Origin of the sequence: uncultured Exiguobacterium sp. (assembly GCF_964277885.1) — a bacterium.
In the GTDB taxonomy this organism is placed as follows: domain Bacteria; phylum Bacillota; class Bacilli; order Exiguobacteriales; family Exiguobacteriaceae; genus Exiguobacterium_A.
Genome location: NZ_CAXYJR010000005.1, coordinates 713,772 through 731,504, shown reverse-complemented (window position 1 = coordinate 731,504; position 17,733 = coordinate 713,772). Strand labels below are relative to the sequence as shown.

Below are 17,733 nucleotides of genomic sequence, written 5' to 3'. Positions count from 1 at the left end.
ACTACGTTTCTATTATGCCAGTGATTGCACGTATTGTGAAGCATACGCGAGTGCTTCTTCTAATTTCGACGCATCTTTTCCACCAGCTTGAGCCATGTCAGGACGACCGCCACCGCCACCACCGCAGCGTGTAGCGACTTCCTTGATCAATTTACCAGCATGATAGCCTTGGTCGATTAAATCTTTTGAGACGCTTGCGACGAGATTGACTTTCTCGCCTTGCGCACTTCCGAGAACGATGATTGCTGATCCGAGCGAACCCTTCAACTCGTCCATCATACCGCGAAGAGCATCCATATCTGAGACGTCGACGCGTTTCGCAAGGACACGTACACCGTTGATTTCCTCAACATCGTCCTTCAATGAAGCAGCTTCGATGTTCGCAAGTTTTGCTTGCAACGATTCATTCGCTCGCTCCGTCTCACGAAGTTGTTGTTGCAATGCTTCGATGCGAACAGGAACTTCTGTCGTCTTCGTCTTCAAGACAGCTGCTGCTTGTTCGAGTGTTTCCAAGTGCTGATTCATGACACGATACGCACCTGCACCCGTTACCGCTTCGATTCGGCGTGTACCTGCACCGATACCAGACTCTGAAACAATCTTGAACAAGCCGATTTCTGCTGTGTTTCCGACATGGATACCGCCACACAACTCGATCGAGTATGTGCCTGCTGAGACGACGCGGACCGTTTCGCCGTACTTCTCACCGAACAACGCCATTGCACCTTTTGCTTTTGCATCAGCGATGTTCATCTCTTCGATATCAACCGGTAGTGATGCCCAGATTGCTTGGTTAACATCTTGTTCAATCTTCGTCAACTCTTCTTGTGTCACTGCACCGAAGTGTGAGAAGTCGAAGCGAAGACGGTCTGGAGAAACGAGTGATCCCGCTTGGTTGACGTGTGTTCCGAGCGTATCTTTCAATGCTTTGTGGAGCAAATGTGTTGCCGTGTGGTTTTTCGTGACGGCTTTACGTTCTGCTACTTCGACCGTTGCAACGACGTCTGCAGCTTCCGTTGCGATCCCTGTACGAACGATGACCGTATGCAAGTTTTGACCGTTTGGTGCTTTTTGAACATCTTTGACATCAAGAACGAAGTCTTTGCCTTCGATTGTTCCTGTATCCGCGACTTCACCACCACTTTCAGCGTAGAACGGTGTGATGTCGAGAATGACTTGTGCTTCTTCACCAGCAGCGACTTCTGTGACTCGTTCTCCATCATGCAACAATGCGATGATTTTTGCATCCGCCTTAAGGTCGGTATAGCCGACGAACGTACTCTTATCTTTTAGCGTCGAGAGAACTTCCGATTGCTGTTGCATCGAACCACTCTCTTCACGCGCTGCACGTGCCCGTTGACGTTGTGCATCCATCGCTTGTTTGAAGCCTTCTTCATCAACAGACATCTGATGATCTTCTGCATACTCGACTGTCAATTCGAGTGGGAAACCATACGTGTCATATAGACGGAACGCATCTTCACCACTGATGACATGCTCACCGTTCGCCTTAGACGTCTGAGCGACCGTGTTCAAGATTGCAAGACCGTCATGAAGTGTCTCATGGAAACGTTCTTCTTCGTTTTTGATGACGCGTTTGATGAAGTCTGCTTTTTCTGGCACTTGCGGGTAGAAGTCGACCATGACATTCCCGACCGTATCGACGAGTTCATACATAAACGGACGCTCGATTCCAAGCATCTTCGCATAACGAACCGCACGGCGTAGTAAACGACGAAGGACATACCCACGTCCTTCGTTCGAAGGAAGCGCACCATCACCGATCGCGAATGATACGGTACGGATGTGGTCTGCGATGACTTTGAACGCTACATCCAGTTTTGAATCGTCACGGTAGATTTTACCGCTGATTTCTTCTGTCTTATGAATGATCGGCATGAACAGATCCGTATCGAAGTTCGTCGGCACGTCCTGCATGACACACGCCATCCGTTCAAGTCCCATCCCTGTATCGATGTTTTTACGCGGAAGTTCCGTGTAGTTGCCGTGTCCATCGTGGTTGTATTGACTGAATACGATATTCCAGATTTCAAGGTAACGTTCGTTTTCGCCACCTGGGTAGAGTTCAGAATCGTTCGGATCGTCTCCGAAAGCTGGACCACGGTCGAAGAAGATTTCCGTATTCGGACCAGATGGACCTTCACCGATTTCCCAGAAGTTATCTTCAAGTGGAATGATCCGCTCAGCCGGTACGCCGAGTTCAAGCCAGATTTGACGCGCTGCGTCATCTTCCGGGTGAATCGTGACCGAAAGACGTTCTGGGTCAAGACCGTACCAATCATCACTCGTCAAGAGTTCCCAGCCCCATTTGATGGCATCTTCACGGAAGTAATCACCGACAGAGAAGTTTCCGAGCATCTCGAAGAACGTATGGTGACGCGCTGTTTTCCCGACGTTTTCGATATCGTTCGTCCGGATTGATTTTTGTGCGTTGACGATACGTGGATTATCAGGAATGACACGACCATCGAAATATTTCTTGAGTGTTGCAACACCTGAGTTGATCCACAAGAGCGATGGATCCTCGACCGGTACGAGTGAAGCACTCGGTTCGATCGCATGCCCTTTACTTTGGAAGAAATCAAGATACATCTGACGGATTTGTGCACCCGTTAATGGTTTTAGAGCTTTCATGAACAGTTACCCCCATTGGTTTTATTTGGACGCAAAAAAGCGATGTCTTCATCCCTGAAAAGGGACGAAAGCATCGCTTCCGTGGTACCACCCTCGTTCGTAAGCAATCCATTGCCTACCTCGAACATCTGATAACGGGGATGACCCGCAGGTGTTTACACCCGACTCCGGAAGGAGCTTCAAAGGGACTCGAGAAAGTGATTGCAGCAGACTCACTTCTCTCTGGACTCGAGTTTTCCTTTTACTTATCTTCCATCAACGTGTTACGTCCATTCATCTATCGTGATTATTACCTATCGCACAGCATCCGTCAAGTCTTTGTCACCCCACCGAGTCGTTCAATCAATCGTGTTCGGCGCCGGGGTTCCTCTTCTTGCGACGCTTTATGAAACGCTCGTGGGTCGCCGAACAATAATAAACTCGACTTCGCACGAGTGACCGCTGTATAAATCAAATTTCGTGAATGCTTGAATGCCCCCGTGAAATAGACCGGCATCAAGACGATCGGAAACTCGGATCCCTGTGCCTTGTGAATCGTAATCGCGTAGGCATGCGTGAATTGATCCCAGTCACTTCGGTTGTACTCGACTTCCGTCTGATCAAAACGGGCGATGATCTTATCGACTTTATCAACATTCTCTTTGGCGAAAAAGATATTGACGATTTCCCCGATATCTCCGTTATAGACATTTTCTTCCGCATTGTTGACGAGTTGGAGAATCTTATCCCCCGTCCGGTAAATCCGCGTGCCTTGTTTGACTTCCCGTTTCTTCGGTTCTTCCGGGTTATAGACGCGTTGCAAGGCGACATTCAGTTCGTCGATTCCGACCTGACCGCGGTAAGTCGGCGCGAGGACCTGAACATCGAATTTCGAATACCCTTTTGCAAGTGCTTTTTCCGCGAAGGCTGAGATGCCGCGTAACGTCTCTTGCGGAGACGCGGTGTAAAAGCGACGATCTGAAAGTGGTAATAACAAATCAGCTGACGTCGTCCGGTTCTTCAAATCGTGCGCGAGCCGTAAAATCGAAGAATCTTCCGCTTGGCGATGGACAACATTCAAACGAACGACAGGAATCCCTTCTGTGTCCATCAAGTCTGCCAGCACCTGCCCCGGACCGACAGATGGTAACTGATCGCGGTCACCGACGAACAAGATTTTCATACCGTTCGGCACAGCACGGAGCAGACTCGATAACAAATAAATATCAATCATCGACGATTCATCAATGATCAGTACTTTTCCCGTGATTGGCTGATCTTCATTCAGTTGAAAGTTCGTTCCGTCATACTTCAATAGACGATGAATCGTCATCGCTGGGACGTCCGTTGCTTCCGACAAACGTTTGGCGGCGCGTCCGGTCGGTGCAACAAGAACGTACGGATAAACTTCTCCCGTCTTGACGCGACTTTTCTCAAGCGGCCAGTCATGAATTTCTTGCAGGGCATGTAAAATTCCTTTGATGACGGTCGTCTTACCGGTACCGGGTCCACCGGTCAGAACCATTAACGGTGCTTTGACCGCTAACTCGATTGCTTCCCGCTGTTGCGCCGCATATTCCATGCCAAACTGTTCTTCGAGGTGTCCGATCGCTTCAAGGATCGTCGCGACATCGACTTCCTGTTCAGCACCGTTTGCCATGACGCGCGCCAGTTCCTTTGCCGCTCGGACTTCGGCATAAAAGATTGTCGGTAAATACAAACAGCCTTCTTCGAGCTTGACCTTATCTTCAGCGAGTAACAGTTCAATCGCTTGTTCTAGCCGTTCCCCCGGGTCTTCACCAAGCAAACGGGGTGCTCGCTGCAATAGTGAGTCGACCGTCGCAAAGGCGTGTCCCTCTCCTGCTTCTTGTTCCAATATGTGCATGATCGAAGCAGCGACGCGCTCCGGGTGTAATCCGACGAGTCCAAGGTGTGAAGCGATATGATCGGCTGTCTTAAACCCGATCCCATTCACTTCATACATCAAAGAATATGGATTCTCTCGTATTCGCGCCATGGCATCCCCTTCGTAAGCAGCATAAATCTTTGCCGCTAGCTTCGGTGTAACATCAAATGGTGCTAAGAACAGCATCAGCTGATCGACACCGTATAACGTGGCGAGTCGACTCAAGATGATGTCAGCTTGTTTTTGTTTTAACCCAGGCACCTGATTCAGTACCCGTTCATCCTTCAAAATGAGATCCACTGCCTCTTCTCCGAGAGCATCGACGATATTTTTCGCTGTCTTCGGACCAATGCCGGTGAACGAACCATTCGTCAAGAAGCGGATCGTCGCATGTTTTGTCATCGGAACCGATCGCCGAATCAGCTCCGCCTTCAGTTGTTTTCCGAACCGGGGATGATCGACGAGACGACCGAATGCTTGATACGTTCCTCCGAGTTCGATCCCAACCCCAGTACCCGTGATGACGAGCTCGGTTTCTTTCAGTTCAAAGTTCTTTTCTTTGACGGCGACCAATACAATGGAGTGTGCTTCTTCTTCAGAAGAAAAGAGCACACGTTTGACGCGCCCGACGACTTGATGGGGGTGCTCCATCACTCCACCTTCTTTCTCTCTTTTTCATTCGCTGCTTTCATCATAGCATTCGTTTATCGGATTTTAAATCAGGGAAAGATAACCTGAAACATTTCGTTAAGAGGAGGAGTTCAAGGATGGCGCGTTTACCGATTGCAGGATTATGTGAATTAGTACTGGAAGTCGAAGATATGGACCGTGCGGTCGGTTTTTGGAATGGAACACTTGGCATTCCAATCGTCGAGCAATGGGCACCTGAGGATGCGGAACCAAGTAAAGAACAGTCTCAACAAAACGGGGTCTGGGCAACCTGGCTCTATATTGGCGGCAACACCCGACTCGGTCTGTGGCTGAAACGGGACTTCACAATGGAAGAACGTACCGTCAAACACTTACCCGTGTCCGAATGGGATACGTTATACGACGAAGGTGGTGTTCATGTCCACTGTGCTTTCTACGTTGAGAAGGACGAGTTCCAACAAGCGCTTAATCAACTGCGTGAAGCTTCGATCACCGTGAAGCTCAGAGAGTGGGATGAACAAGAGACGTCGAACCAAAAAGAGTATTCGGCTTATTTCAAGGATACGGAAAATAACGTCATCGAACTGTATACGAAAAACATGGATGAAGCCTATGAAGACTTTTCCGGACCTCCACTTCGCGTCATTCGTGAAGTTGGGAATTAAATAGCATAAAAAAAGACGACTCCAGGCGGAATCGTCTTTTTTATATCAGTCTGCTTGTTTTAATAACGCATCCATCTTCGCTTTCGCGTCCCGCGCAAGGGCGTGTTCCGGCTGGTAGGCAAGAACCGCTTCGAGTTCTGCATAACAGGCTTCCTGTTGACCGAGGAAAGCAAGGGCAATCGCATAATTGTATCGTGCATCCGTATGCGTTTCATCAAGCATCAAAACATGCTCGAACATCTCGACCGCTTCTTCCAACTTCTCGTTTTGCGCTAGGGCAAGTCCGTATTGAAATGCAATCTCGATATCGACACCGTTTAGTTCTGACGCACGTTGTAGACGAGGTAAGCCACGTACTGGATCACCGAGTTTTTGATACGTCATCCCCAGCATGAAATGGAGATCCGCGTCGTCAAGTCCATATAATAACGCTGCCCGCAATGATTCCTCTGCTTCGACGAGTTGATCGGCAGCAAAGAACAGAGCACCTTTCGCATAATAGGCACTCGCGAACGTATTATCGATCATCAGTGCCCGGTCATAAAAACGAAGGGCACGATCGGCGTCGTTCATCGATTGGAGTAATGTTCCAAGATTGACGTACGCCGTCGGATCTTTTGGGTTTTGTTCGATCGCGTCGTTAAACGCTTGCGCTGCTAATTCATAATTCCCAGCTTCTAGATGCCGGAATCCTACTTCATTATAGTTCATCTTCTTTTGCTCCTTACGCTAGATAAGCGAGGCGTTCGCCTGCTTTATAGGCTGCATCGATCGTCGCACCACCGAGACAGATGTCTCCATCATAGAACACGACCGCTTGTCCTGGTGTGATTGCCCGTTGACGCTCGTCAAACGAGACATCGAGTCCCTCTTCGAGGACACGAACCGTGACCGCTGTATCTTGTTGACGGTAACGGAATTTCGCCGTACAACGGAATGTCTCACCGACCGGACGCTCAGATGTCCAGCTGACATCTGAAGCAAGTAATCCTTCCGAATACAGCAATTCGTTGTGGAACCCTTGATCGACATAGAGAATGTTTTCCTCTAAGTTTTTCCCGACGACGAACCAAGGCTCTCCGTCACCACCGATACCGAGTCCATGACGTTGCCCCATCGTGTAGTACATCAATCCATCGTGACGACCCATGACGTTGCCGTCAAGCGTCCGCATCTCACCGGGTTGTGCCGGCAGATATTGACCGAGGAACTGTTTGAAGTTCCGCTCGCCAATGAAGCAAATGCCTGTCGAGTCTTTTTTCTTCGCCGTTGCAAGGTTCGCCTCTTCTGCGATCCGGCGCACTTCTGATTTTTCCATATGACCGATTGGGAACATCGCCTTCGCGATTTGCTCTTGCGACAATTGATTCAAGAAATACGTTTGATCCTTGTTCGTATCCACGCCTCGAAGCAATTTGTGTTCTCCGTCCTCATAGACGGCACGCGCATAGTGCCCTGTCGCGACGAAATCGGCACCAAGACGCATCGCATGATCGAGGAAGGCTTTGAACTTGATTTCCTTGTTACACATGACGTCTGGATTCGGTGTCCGACCGAGTTTATATTCATCGAGGAAGTACGTGAAGACCTTATCCCAGTATTCTTTCTCGAAATTGACCGCATAGTACGGAATGCCGATTTGATTGGCTACCGCGATGACGTCTTCATAATCTTCCGTCGCCGTACAAAAGCCGTTTTCATCCGTGTCATCCCAGTTTTTCATGAAGATTCCGATGACGTTATAGCCTTGCTCTTTTAATAAATGAGCTGTCACAGAAGAATCGACACCGCCCGACATCCCAACGACGACTGTCGTTTCACTTGGGGCTTTCGCTCGTGTATTCATTTATTTCACCTCTTAGTTAATTCTGAAACGATTTTACGACATCTTGCAAGGCTTGTGCGAGTAGTTCGACTTGCGCGACCTCATTTCCGTGACCAAAACTGATCCGGACCGATGCTCGTGTCCGTTCATCTTCGCCATACATCGCCGATAAGACATGCGAAGGTTCAACAGATCCTGCCGTACATGCACTCCCGCTCGATACGGCCATCTGGCGCATATCAAGCATGATCAAGAACGGTTCGATCTCAATCTGCGGGAAGTAAAGATTGAGCACATTCGGCAATCCTTCAACACCGTTGACTTCGTAAGTGATGCCACTTTCATCCAAGCGTGTTAGCAAAACGCTGCGCAGCTGTTTGATGTGGTCCTGTTGTTGATCACGCTCTGCGATCATCAGTTCAAGCGCTTTCGCTAAACCGACGATTCCCGGTACGTTCTCTGTACCAGCGCGACGCTTGCGCTCCTGTTCTCCTCCGAATGTTTGAGGGGCTAACTTCACACCAGTCCGCACATACAACAATCCGATTCCTTTTGGACCATTGATTTTATGACCAGATGCGGATAAGAGATCGACCTGTAACGCTTCGACATCGATTGCTTGTTTTCCGAATACTTGCACCGCGTCCGTATGGAACAAAATACTGCGTTCTCGTAAAAATTGACCGAATGCCGCAATCGGCTGAATCGTTCCGACTTCATTGTTGCCGAACATGATCGAGACGAGTGTCGTATCTTCCCGGACGGCTTCTTGCAAGGCAGCTATTGAGACGACGCCTGTAGATGGAACATCGAGATACGTGACGTCATAGCCTTGTTTTTCGAGCTCTTCGAACGCATGTAATACAGCATGGTGCTCAAACCGTGTCGTAATGAGATGACGCCCTTTTTCACGCGTCGCCTCAGCCGCACCGAAGATTGCATAATTATCCGATTCCGTTCCACCGCTCGTGAAAATCAGTTCGGTTGGTTTTGCGTTCAATTCTTGTGCGATCTGCCGGCGTGCTTTGTCAATTGCTGCCCGAGCAGACCGACCAGCCGCGTGGACACTCGATGGGTTGCCATACTGTTCGAGCAAATAAGGCGTCATCGCCTCAAGGACTTCCGGACGCATCGGCGTCGTCGCCGAATGGTCAAAGTAATTCATTCGTTTTCACCTCTCAAATATAGAACATGTATCCTGTATCGTCTTCTTCCGCTAAGTCTTGTAGCGTCGTTGAATCGAGTACTTGATCGACTGCTTGTTGGATTTTATCCCACAGTTTGCGTTTCGTGACCTCGTCACACGCATCGCCTTCGACGACGACGAGTGGTCCTTCAAGCAGGCGGATGATTTCACCCGCTGTGATGTTTTGCGCTTCACGACCGAGCTTGTACCCGCCGTAAGCACCACGGACACTTTTGACGAGACCTCCATTACGAAGGGGGGCAATCAACTGTTCAAGATAATGCTCAGATAGGTCATACATCTGCGCGATTTTTTTTAGGGATAATGGTTTAGATTCAGCTTCTTTCGCGAGTGCGATCATGATCGTTAGACCATATCGCCCTTTCGTCGAGATTTTCATCATGCGAAGGATCATCCTTTCTAGTATAGTAGTAGCTAAAAGTGGAAGGAGCGTATGTGTATGGCACATTTATTTGAATCCCAGTCACCTGCCGGACCGCTCGCGAATCGAATGCGTCCGCAGAATCTGGATGAAATCGTCGGACAACGTCATCTGATTGGAGAGACGACGCTCCTGCGGCGTGCCATCTTAGCTGATCGCCTCGGAACCGTTATTTTTTACGGTCCACCAGGTACCGGTAAGACGACGCTCGCGCGTGTCATTTCTAGTTATACAAAATCAGCGTTCGAGCAATTGAACGCGGTCACGGCGAAACTGGAACAATTACGGGAAATTCTAAAAGCAGCCGAAGCCCGACTTCAGTTCGAGGATCAAAAAACAATTCTCTTTCTCGATGAGATCCATCGATTCAATAAGATGCAACAAGACGCCCTACTCCCGGCGCTTGAAGCAGGTACGATCACGTTGATCGGAGCAACGACGGAAAATCCGAGTTTTGAGGTCAATGCCGCGCTCTTATCGCGGGCAACGGTTTTTCGTTTCGAACCTCCGACAGCAGATGACTTACGGATCGTCCTCGATCGGACCCTGAAGGACACGGAGCGTGGTCTTGGCAAATATCCGATCACGATCACGGATGACGCGATCGATCATTATGTCAAGTTGTCGGATGGCGATTACCGGGCATTATTGAATGCGCTTGAACTTGCGGTCTTAACGACACCGGAAATCGATGGTCAAATCACGATCGACCTTGCTGTCGCCGAGGAATCGATTCAGCAAAAAGCATTGAAGTACGACAAGGACGGCGATCGTCATTACGATGTCATCTCCGCCTTCATTAAATCGATTCGCGGTTCCGATCCTGACGCTGCGCTCTACTGGCTCGCCGTCATGATTGAAGCGGGCGAAAGTCCGCGCTTCATCGTACGGCGTCTCTACGTCCATGCGGCAGAAGACATCGGTCTGTCTGATCCGCAAGCGTTATTGATGGTCGATGCCTGCGCACGTGCTTGTGAATACGTCGGTTTCCCAGAAGCACGGATTCCGCTTGCTGAAACGGTCTTATATCTCGCGACGGCACCGAAATCGAATGCTGTCATCTCAGCGATTGATCAAGCATTGACCCTCGTTCGCCGTTCAGACGGTGGTCCGGTACCGCCACATTTGCGCGATGCCCATCATCCGGGAGCAGCGGCACTTGGTAATGGCGTCACCTATCAATATCCACACGAGTTCGAACATGCCTATGTGCCACAGAATTACTGGCCCGAAAACCTTGCCCGGACAAAACCGGTCTTTTATCGTCCAAGCCCACGCGGTTTTGAGAAACAACTGCAAGCTCGTCTTGATTTTTGGAACAAACAAACAGCCACACATCAGAAAAAGCGACCATAAGGTCGCTTTTTTTAACGAACGCGTTCGATCGTCACGCCGGCTTCACGGACGATCTCATTGATGACGTAGCTCGCTGCGATCAATCCACCAACTGATGGAACGAACGCATTTGAACTTGGCGGCATCTTTGCCTTACGAATTGCAGCCGCATCGTTCCCGACGACTTGACGGACTTCTTCGATGATCTTAACGGGTGGTTCATCGGAGAAGACGACAGGAACACCTTTATGGATGCCGGCTTTCCGGAGTTTCGTCCGAATGACCTTCGCTAGTGGATCATAACTTGTATCTTTGATGTCAACGATCTTGATGCGTGTCGGATCCATCTTGTTCGCCATCCCCATGCTTGAGATGATCGGGATGTTACGTTTCTTACATTCTTGAATCAAGTGAATCTTGAATGAAACCGTGTCCGATGCATCGATGACATAATCCGGTTGCTGTTCAAAGAACGACTCGAATGTCTCTTCATTGTAGAACATCTTCAAGCGAACGATCTCAAGATCCGGATTGATTAATGCAAGACGTTCTGCCATCGCATCAACCTTCGGTTGACCGACCGTCGGAAGCAAAGCATGGATTTGTCGGTTGACGTTCGTGATGTCGATATCATCCTTATCAACGAGAATCAAACGACCTACGCCACTGCGGGCAAGTGCTTCTGCTGAGAACGATCCAACACCACCGATACCCAGAATAGCGACGGACTTGGATGCCAATGCGTCAAGTCCCGTTTTACCGATTGCTAGTTCATTACGCGAAAATTGATGTAACATCTCATAACCTCACAATACTCATACTGTTTTACTCGGAATTATATCATAAAAAAAAACGTCATGCGACGTGTCAAACAATAAAATAATAAGACGATGGGACCCGAAGTGCCGTGTCGATACCTTATTTTTGAACCTGCTGTGCAGGTGGGTGTCTTATCCGATTCCTATTCGTACGTCCTCCTGCTATGTTACGAGGCATGTACTACTAGTTGGAACGTCAAACTCCCTATCAAAAAAGAGTGGCTCAAAGATAAAAGGCGGCTCTCGTACAATTCAGGAACCCCATCTGATGCATTTAATATAGCATCCTCCCCTCTGAAATGCAACTACTTCCCACTCCAGAAAAAGATGCTTTTTTTAGGTCCAACGTTTCGTGAACTGTTGATTCGGATCATATCGTTGTTGTTGGAATGCGGGATCAAATCGTGGTGTGCGTGTTGCATTCCCAACACCCGCGATGAACGCCCAGTTGCCATAGTTCGAAGCGACATCATAGTCGATCAACTGTTGTTCGAAATATCGCGCTCCGATGCGCCAGTCCTGCTTTAATTCATGAATGAGATAACTGGCAACGATCTGCCTGCCCCGGTTCGACATCCATCCCGTCTCGCGAATCTCGTTCATAAAGGCATCAACGAACGGTACACCGGTCTTTCCTTTTATCCAACGTTCGACAGCTAGCTGATCCGTCTTCCATGTATAGTGTCCTTCCTTTAATCCACTCGCACGGAACAGACGGCTTCCTGTCTCGCGCATCGTCAAATGGAAGAAGTCACGCCACAACAGTTCGAAATACAACCAGTACGTCGATTCATTCGCTCCTTTTTCTCGCTCAGCTTCCTGCAATTCAGCCATGATGCGACGCGGTGACAGTGAACCGTTCGCTAGCCAGGCAGACAGCTTCGAAGAATCATTTCGCAAAAATCCATTACGTGTTTCTTTATAAGTGAATACAGGCTGAGCAAGGTATTCTCGAAGGCGCGCCCTCCCAGCTGATTCTCCACCGCGGAACGGGAACGCGATCTCCGGATTCGCTTCGACTGATTCCTCTTTTATCAACTGGATGCCGGTTGGCGGATCAAGCGGATCGTAAAAAGTACCGTTCGCCTCGACCCGTTTTCGAAATGCCGTAAAGACCCGCTTTAATTCATCACTTCCGATATCATCCCGGCGATAAAATGTCTGTGTCTCAAAAGAACGGACGGTATATCTGTCTTCGATATACTGCTCACTTGCCGTTTCTTCTGTTCCGGTCATCTTATGAAAATAGACGGTATCATCCGCTTGCAGATAAGAATCGAGTGCCTCATGCACCTTCCCCTCTAGAATATCTAACGTGATTCCGATTTGAGACAGGTGATCGGCTAGGTTCTTTAATGTTTCTTGTTCGAACTTCGCTTGTTGTGTTCCTCTTTTGAAATCCTGTTTCTTTTGCTGTTTAACGTATACGGCACGAATCACTTCCTGTTCTTCGCACGCACTCCGAAGTGCCTCATGATCATCGACACGTAAATCATGACGATACCAAACGACTGCTCCCATATTGATCGACTCCCTTCTCCTTATACTATGACCCGACCACGGTAGTTGGAAAACCACTCGATGTGCCGGTGAGGTTTTAAGAAGTTGTTTTCGTGGAATATGATTAATACAACAAACCAGAGGAGTGAATGGATCAATGGCAGCAAAACGCGGTAAACTCAGAACACTAGTGACGCTTGTAACGACGGTTGGACCAATCGTCTATAAATTCTATAAAAAACAACAAGCAAAAAAATCAATCAATAATCCTAAATAAAAGATGGACGCTTCCTCACGGGAGCGTCCATCTTTTAACGTTTACTGACCCCTTCACTCGCCTCTACATAAAACCGCCATGGATAGGCTGTCGCTTCTCCTGCGTTCGGAATACCGATCCGTGTCGTCTGGACGATCGCATCGACCGGGTCGGCAACAAGTCGAAACCGGGTTTGATAAAGATCCTGACCTGAATCCGCTGTCGTTAGACCGAATCCTTGGCACAGTTTCGCTGGTCCATTGACGAGATTACGTCGTTGCACCGCTGTCAACTCTGCGTAGGAACAACCAAAACGACGTTCCGCGACGAGGTCGTGCCCGCTGATGATTTCCGCACCTCGTAACAACAGTCCGTATCCTTCCCCTTCATGTCCACAAACGATATTCATGCAGTGATGCATACCATATGTGAAATACACATAGAGATGCCCCGGTGGACCGAACATCGGTGCAGTCCGTTTCGTTGGTTTTCCGGAAAACGAATGCGCTGCTTGATCGTGAGGACCGAGATAGGCTTCGACCTCGATGATCCGCATCGTCACCTCATCGACTGTGATCTGTGTTCCTAAGAAATCTGGACCGATTTCAACCGGAGACCGTTCAAAAAAGTGTCGTTCCATCCGTTTGTCCTCCTTCATGAAACAAGCGAACCTCCCATACCGGAAGATTCGCTTGTCGTGTCTTACGATTGTTTGACTGCTGTTCGAATCGAGAGATCGTTTAATTGTGCATCCGAGACTGGGCTTGGTGCTGCCGTCAACAGATCGCTTGCTGATGCTGTTTTCGGGAAGGCAATCGTATCACGCAAGTTTGAACGTCCTGCGAGTAACATGACGAGACGGTCTAGACCAAGTGCGATCCCCGCATGTGGTGGTGTTCCGTATTCGAAAGCTTCCATCAAGAAACCGAACTGCTCGTTTGCTTCTTCTTCTGTGAAGCCAAGCAACTTGAACATCCGCTCTTGGATATCCCGTTCGTAGATCCGTTGTGATCCACCGCCGAGCTCGTATCCGTTCAAGACGAGGTCATACGCGACTGCGAGGACTTTTCCAGGATCCGTCTCGAGCAATTCGAGATCTTCACGACGTGGCATCGTGAATGGATGGTGGTTCGCATAGAAACGACCCTCTTCTTCTTCGTACGTGACGAGTGGGAAGTCCGTCACCCACAGGAAGTTGAAGACCGACTCATCAATCAAGTCCAGTTCCTTCGCTAACTTCTGACGGAGCGCACCTAAGCTGTCTGCTACGATTGATGCTTTTGCTGCGACGAACAACAATAAGTCGCCTGCTTCCGCATCTGTCGCCGCTGTCAGGCGAGCAGTTGCTTCTTCGTCGAAGAACTTCGCGATCGGACCGTTCAGTCCGTCTGCTGTCACTTTGACCCACGCGAGACCTTTTGCACCGTAGATCGCCGTGAATTCTTGTAACTTATCGATGTCTTTCCGCGAGAAGCGCTCAGCTGCACCCTTGACGTTCAAGGCTTTGACTTCGCCACTTGCTTCTAGTGCCATATCGAATACTTTGAATCCTGCCCCTTTGACAGCTTCCGCAACATCAATCAATTCGAGACCGAAGCGTGTATCCGGTTTATCCGAACCATACCGGCTCATCGCTTCTGCGTACGGCATCCGTGGGAATGGTGTCACGATGTCTTTGCCAAGTGTTTCTTTCATGACACGCGTCATCATCGACTCCATCATCGCATACAAGTCTTCGATGTCCATGAAGCTCGTCTCGATATCGACTTGCGTGAATTCAGGTTGACGGTCTGCCCGTAAGTCTTCGTCACGGAAACAACGTGCAATTTGGAAGTACCGCTCAAAACCAGACACCATCAGCAATTGTTTGAACAATTGCGGTGATTGTGGCAAGGCATAGAACTCACCTGGGTGAACACGACTCGGAACGAGATAGTCACGTGCGCCTTCTGGTGTTGATTTCGTTAAGATTGGTGTCTCGACTTCTAGGAAGTCTTGCTCATCGAGGAAGTTCCGCATGATGTTCGACGCTTTCGAACGGAGACGGAATGTCTCTTGGAGCGACGGACGACGCAAGTCGAGATAACGATATTTGAGACGTAAATCTTCTGACGTCTGTTCTGCTTCTTCACTGATCGGGAATGGTGTCATCTTCGCTGCGTTCAAGATGACGACTTCATCCGCGACGACCTCGACTTGTCCAGTCGGGATGTTCGGATTCGGATTCTCACGGGCGATGACGTGCCCTTTGATGTCGAGGACATACTCTGAACGAATGGATTCCGCAAGGCGGTGTGCCTGCTCGTTTTCCGGTTGGAAGACGATTTGGACGATACCGCTACGGTCGCGTAGATCTAGGAAGATTAATCCTCCTAAGTCACGTCGTTTTTGAACCCATCCTTTAAGTTGAACGTGTTGTCCGATGACTTCTTCCGTCACCTGACCGTTCATATGCGTGCGTCCGATCATTGTGCTTCCTCCTTTAATTTCGCGACGATCGTATCAGCGACTGCTGATAACGGAACGTCCGTCTGTTCCCCTGTAGCCATGTTCTTCAGCGCCGCTGCACCACGCTCGACTTCTTCATCCCCGAGGATGACCGTGTAACGTGCTTTCAAGCGATCCGCCGCTTTAAATTGTCCTTTGAACTTCCGACCGAGATAATCCCGATCCGCGACAAGTCCTTCGAGACGCATCAATTGTAAGAGACGTGTTGCCGTCTTTTCGACTTCGTCACTGCCTTGCGCAACGATGAAGACGTCGATTTGATCGTCGACTGCCGGTAAGACGTTCTCATTCTCAAGTGCCATCAATAAACGCTCGATACCGATTCCGAATCCGATCCCCGGTGTTGCCGGTCCACCAATCTGTTCGACGAGACCGTTATATCGTCCACCGCCACATAGTGTCGTGATCGCTCCGAAACCTTCTGCTTCTGACATGATCTCGAACGCCGTGTGATTGTAATAATCGATTCCGCGAACGAGCGTTGGATCAACGACATACTCGATGCCAAGTGCATCTAAGTGAAGCAATACTTCGTCGAAGTAAGCTTTTGACACCGGGTTTAAGTAATCGAGAATCGATGGTGCTGTTGCCATGCTCGGGTGATCGCGGTCGACCTTACAGTCAAGGACACGAAGTGGATTCGTTTCGAGACGATTCTGACAGTCCTGACACAACTCGTGAACGACCGGTTTGAAGTGATCGACGAGTGCTGCCCGGTGTGCGGCGCGGCTTTCGTTATCGCCAAGTGTATTGATGACGAGCTTGAGGTGCTTCAATCCGAATGAACGGTAGATGCTCATCGCAAGACTGATGACCTCTGCATCGATTGCCGGTTGTTCACTACCGAGTGCTTCGACTCCGTATTGGTGAAGCTGACGGAAACGACCTGCTTGTGGACGTTCATAACGAAACATCGGTCCGATATAGAACAATTTCGTCGGTTGGTTCGGTGAACCGAATAGTTTGTTCGTCACGAATGAACGAACGACGGCAGCCGTTCCTTCTGGACGTAACGTCAACTGGTCTTTTCCGCGTTTCTCAAGCATGAACATCTCTTTTTGAACGATATCCGTCGTCTCACCGACGCCACGTTTGAAGAGTTCTGTCTCCTCGAAAATCGGTGTCCGGATTTCCTTATAGTTGTAACGCTTACTGATGTCACGTAATTGTTGCTCGATGTACTGCCAGCGTTCGACGGTTCCTGGAAGGACATCAAACGTACCGCGTGGTAATTTCATCTCAAATTCCTCCTTTTTTGAATACAAAAAAGTCCTCGTCCGCAAAGGGACGAGAACTTGAAGATCCCGTGGTACCACCCTGGTTGTCAAATCACATTTGACCACTCGGTGCAGTTAACGCCTGCGTACGACCTTCCCTACTATCAGTTCAGGAAGATACCTCGGAAGGGTCTTTCATCGAGTTCGTCTGTTCGCCCTTCCAGCCAAGGGGCGACTCTCTAAGCAGACGAGGTCTTGATTACTCCTCTTCGTCTTCGGTCGTATGAATCATTTGGTTACGTCTAATATTGCCTCGTCTCTCGGTTCCTGTCAAGCGTTTGCTTCTTTTTCAAGAATCAATGTCACCGGTCCATCATTGACGAGCGCGATATCCATCATCGCACCGAACTGACCTGTCTCGACCGTCAGTCCTTGCGCACGAAGACGTTCATTGAACGCTTCATACAATTCGTTGGCAAGATCCGGTTTCGCTGCTTCTGTAAAAGCAGGACGACGTCCTTTTTTGACATCACCATACAACGTGAACTGTGAGACGGATAGAATCTGACCGTCGACATCTTGCAACGAACGATTCATCCGTTCTTCTTCATCTTCAAACACGCGGAGTCCTGCGATTTTATCAGCTAACCAGTTCACCTGTTCGATCGTGTCTTCGTGTGTGACACCGACAAGCAAGAGAAAACCTTGCTTGATTTGACCGATGACCTCCTGATCGACTGTGACACTTGCTTCTTTGACTCGTTGTAATACGACTCGCATGACTCATCCG

14 protein-coding genes, 1 other RNA gene and 2 other annotated features are annotated in these 17,733 nt (G+C 49.2%); of the genes, 2 read left to right on the top strand and 13 right to left on the bottom strand.

What is annotated here, in order from left to right; all coding sequences use genetic code 11:
• Positions 1-12: 12 nt before the first annotated feature.
• Both alaS and ACHWTJ_RS05310 read right to left on the bottom strand, forming a co-directional pair.
• The gene (gene alaS, locus ACHWTJ_RS05315) at positions 13-2,655 is read right to left on the bottom strand and encodes an alanine--tRNA ligase (RefSeq protein ID WP_394679237.1); all 2,643 of its coding nucleotides are present in this window, start codon (positions 2,653-2,655) and stop codon (positions 13-15) included.
• A gap of 57 nt (positions 2,656-2,712) precedes the next feature.
• Positions 2,713-2,923, bottom strand: a binding site (T-box leader).
• A gap of 42 nt (positions 2,924-2,965) precedes the next feature.
• Positions 2,966-5,191 (bottom strand): ATP-dependent RecD-like DNA helicase, encoded by a 2,226-nt coding sequence (locus ACHWTJ_RS05310; protein ID WP_294740574.1) that lies wholly within the window; start codon positions 5,189-5,191, stop codon positions 2,966-2,968.
• A 116-nt stretch (positions 5,192-5,307) separates the two neighbouring features.
• Here ACHWTJ_RS05310 and ACHWTJ_RS05305 point away from each other — a divergent pair, with 116 nt between their 5' ends.
• Positions 5,308-5,856, top strand: a complete 549-nt coding sequence (locus tag ACHWTJ_RS05305; RefSeq protein ID WP_294745448.1) for a VOC family protein — start codon at positions 5,308-5,310, stop codon at positions 5,854-5,856.
• A 45-nt stretch (positions 5,857-5,901) separates the two neighbouring features.
• On the opposite strand, the gene ACHWTJ_RS05300 is transcribed toward ACHWTJ_RS05305, so the two are convergent.
• The 4 genes from ACHWTJ_RS05300 to cymR are packed head-to-tail and all read right to left on the bottom strand — an operon-like array spanning position 5,902 to position 9,267.
• Entirely contained in the window at positions 5,902-6,567 is a 666-nt protein-coding gene (locus ACHWTJ_RS05300) for a lipopolysaccharide assembly protein LapB (RefSeq protein WP_058703823.1), read from the bottom strand.
• A 13-nt stretch (positions 6,568-6,580) separates the two neighbouring features.
• A complete protein-coding gene (mnmA, locus tag ACHWTJ_RS05295; RefSeq protein WP_133207563.1) occupies positions 6,581-7,702 on the bottom strand; it encodes a tRNA 2-thiouridine(34) synthase MnmA in 1,122 nt (373 codons plus the stop codon).
• Between the two features lie 16 nt (positions 7,703-7,718).
• On the bottom strand, positions 7,719-8,846 hold the full coding sequence (locus ACHWTJ_RS05290; RefSeq protein ID WP_394679236.1) for a cysteine desulfurase family protein: 1,128 nt from the start codon (positions 8,844-8,846) through the stop codon (positions 7,719-7,721).
• A 13-nt stretch (positions 8,847-8,859) separates the two neighbouring features.
• Positions 8,860-9,267, bottom strand: a complete 408-nt coding sequence (gene cymR, locus ACHWTJ_RS05285) for a cysteine metabolism transcriptional regulator CymR (RefSeq protein WP_214853241.1) — start codon at positions 9,265-9,267, stop codon at positions 8,860-8,862.
• A 60-nt stretch (positions 9,268-9,327) separates the two neighbouring features.
• Between cymR and ACHWTJ_RS05280 the strand changes: the two genes are divergently transcribed.
• Positions 9,328-10,665 carry a replication-associated recombination protein A gene (locus ACHWTJ_RS05280; protein WP_294740569.1) on the top strand — a complete coding sequence of 446 codons (1,338 nt, stop codon included), beginning with the start codon at positions 9,328-9,330 and terminating at the stop codon, positions 10,663-10,665.
• A gap of 11 nt (positions 10,666-10,676) precedes the next feature.
• Here the strand turns inward: ACHWTJ_RS05280 and ACHWTJ_RS05275 are convergent, their stop codons facing one another.
• From ACHWTJ_RS05275 to dtd, 7 genes are all read right to left on the bottom strand, one after another.
• Positions 10,677-11,441 (bottom strand): ThiF family adenylyltransferase, encoded by a 765-nt coding sequence (locus tag ACHWTJ_RS05275; protein WP_023468920.1) that lies wholly within the window; start codon positions 11,439-11,441, stop codon positions 10,677-10,679.
• 93 nt (positions 11,442-11,534) lie between these two features.
• Positions 11,535-11,724, bottom strand: a non-coding RNA gene (gene ssrS, locus ACHWTJ_RS05270) — 6S RNA.
• 74 nt (positions 11,725-11,798) lie between these two features.
• Positions 11,799-12,983 (bottom strand): DASH family cryptochrome, encoded by a 1,185-nt coding sequence (locus ACHWTJ_RS05265; protein ID WP_394679235.1) that lies wholly within the window; start codon positions 12,981-12,983, stop codon positions 11,799-11,801.
• Between the two features lie 290 nt (positions 12,984-13,273).
• Positions 13,274-13,858, bottom strand: a complete 585-nt coding sequence (locus ACHWTJ_RS05260; protein ID WP_394679234.1) for a DNA-3-methyladenine glycosylase — start codon at positions 13,856-13,858, stop codon at positions 13,274-13,276.
• Between the two features lie 62 nt (positions 13,859-13,920).
• Positions 13,921-15,687 (bottom strand): aspartate--tRNA ligase, encoded by a 1,767-nt coding sequence (gene aspS, locus ACHWTJ_RS05255; protein WP_394679233.1) that lies wholly within the window; start codon positions 15,685-15,687, stop codon positions 13,921-13,923.
• Positions 15,684-16,964 carry a histidine--tRNA ligase gene (hisS, locus tag ACHWTJ_RS05250; protein WP_394679232.1) on the bottom strand — a complete coding sequence of 427 codons (1,281 nt, stop codon included), beginning with the start codon at positions 16,962-16,964 and terminating at the stop codon, positions 15,684-15,686. The genes aspS and hisS overlap by 4 nt, the downstream gene beginning before the upstream one ends.
• 42 nt (positions 16,965-17,006) lie before the next feature.
• Positions 17,007-17,228: a binding site (T-box leader), on the bottom strand.
• Positions 17,229-17,273: 45 nt separating this feature from the next.
• A complete protein-coding gene (gene dtd / locus ACHWTJ_RS05245) occupies positions 17,274-17,723 on the bottom strand; it encodes a D-aminoacyl-tRNA deacylase (RefSeq protein ID WP_394679231.1) in 450 nt (149 codons plus the stop codon).
• Between the last annotated feature and the right edge of the window lie 10 nt (positions 17,724-17,733).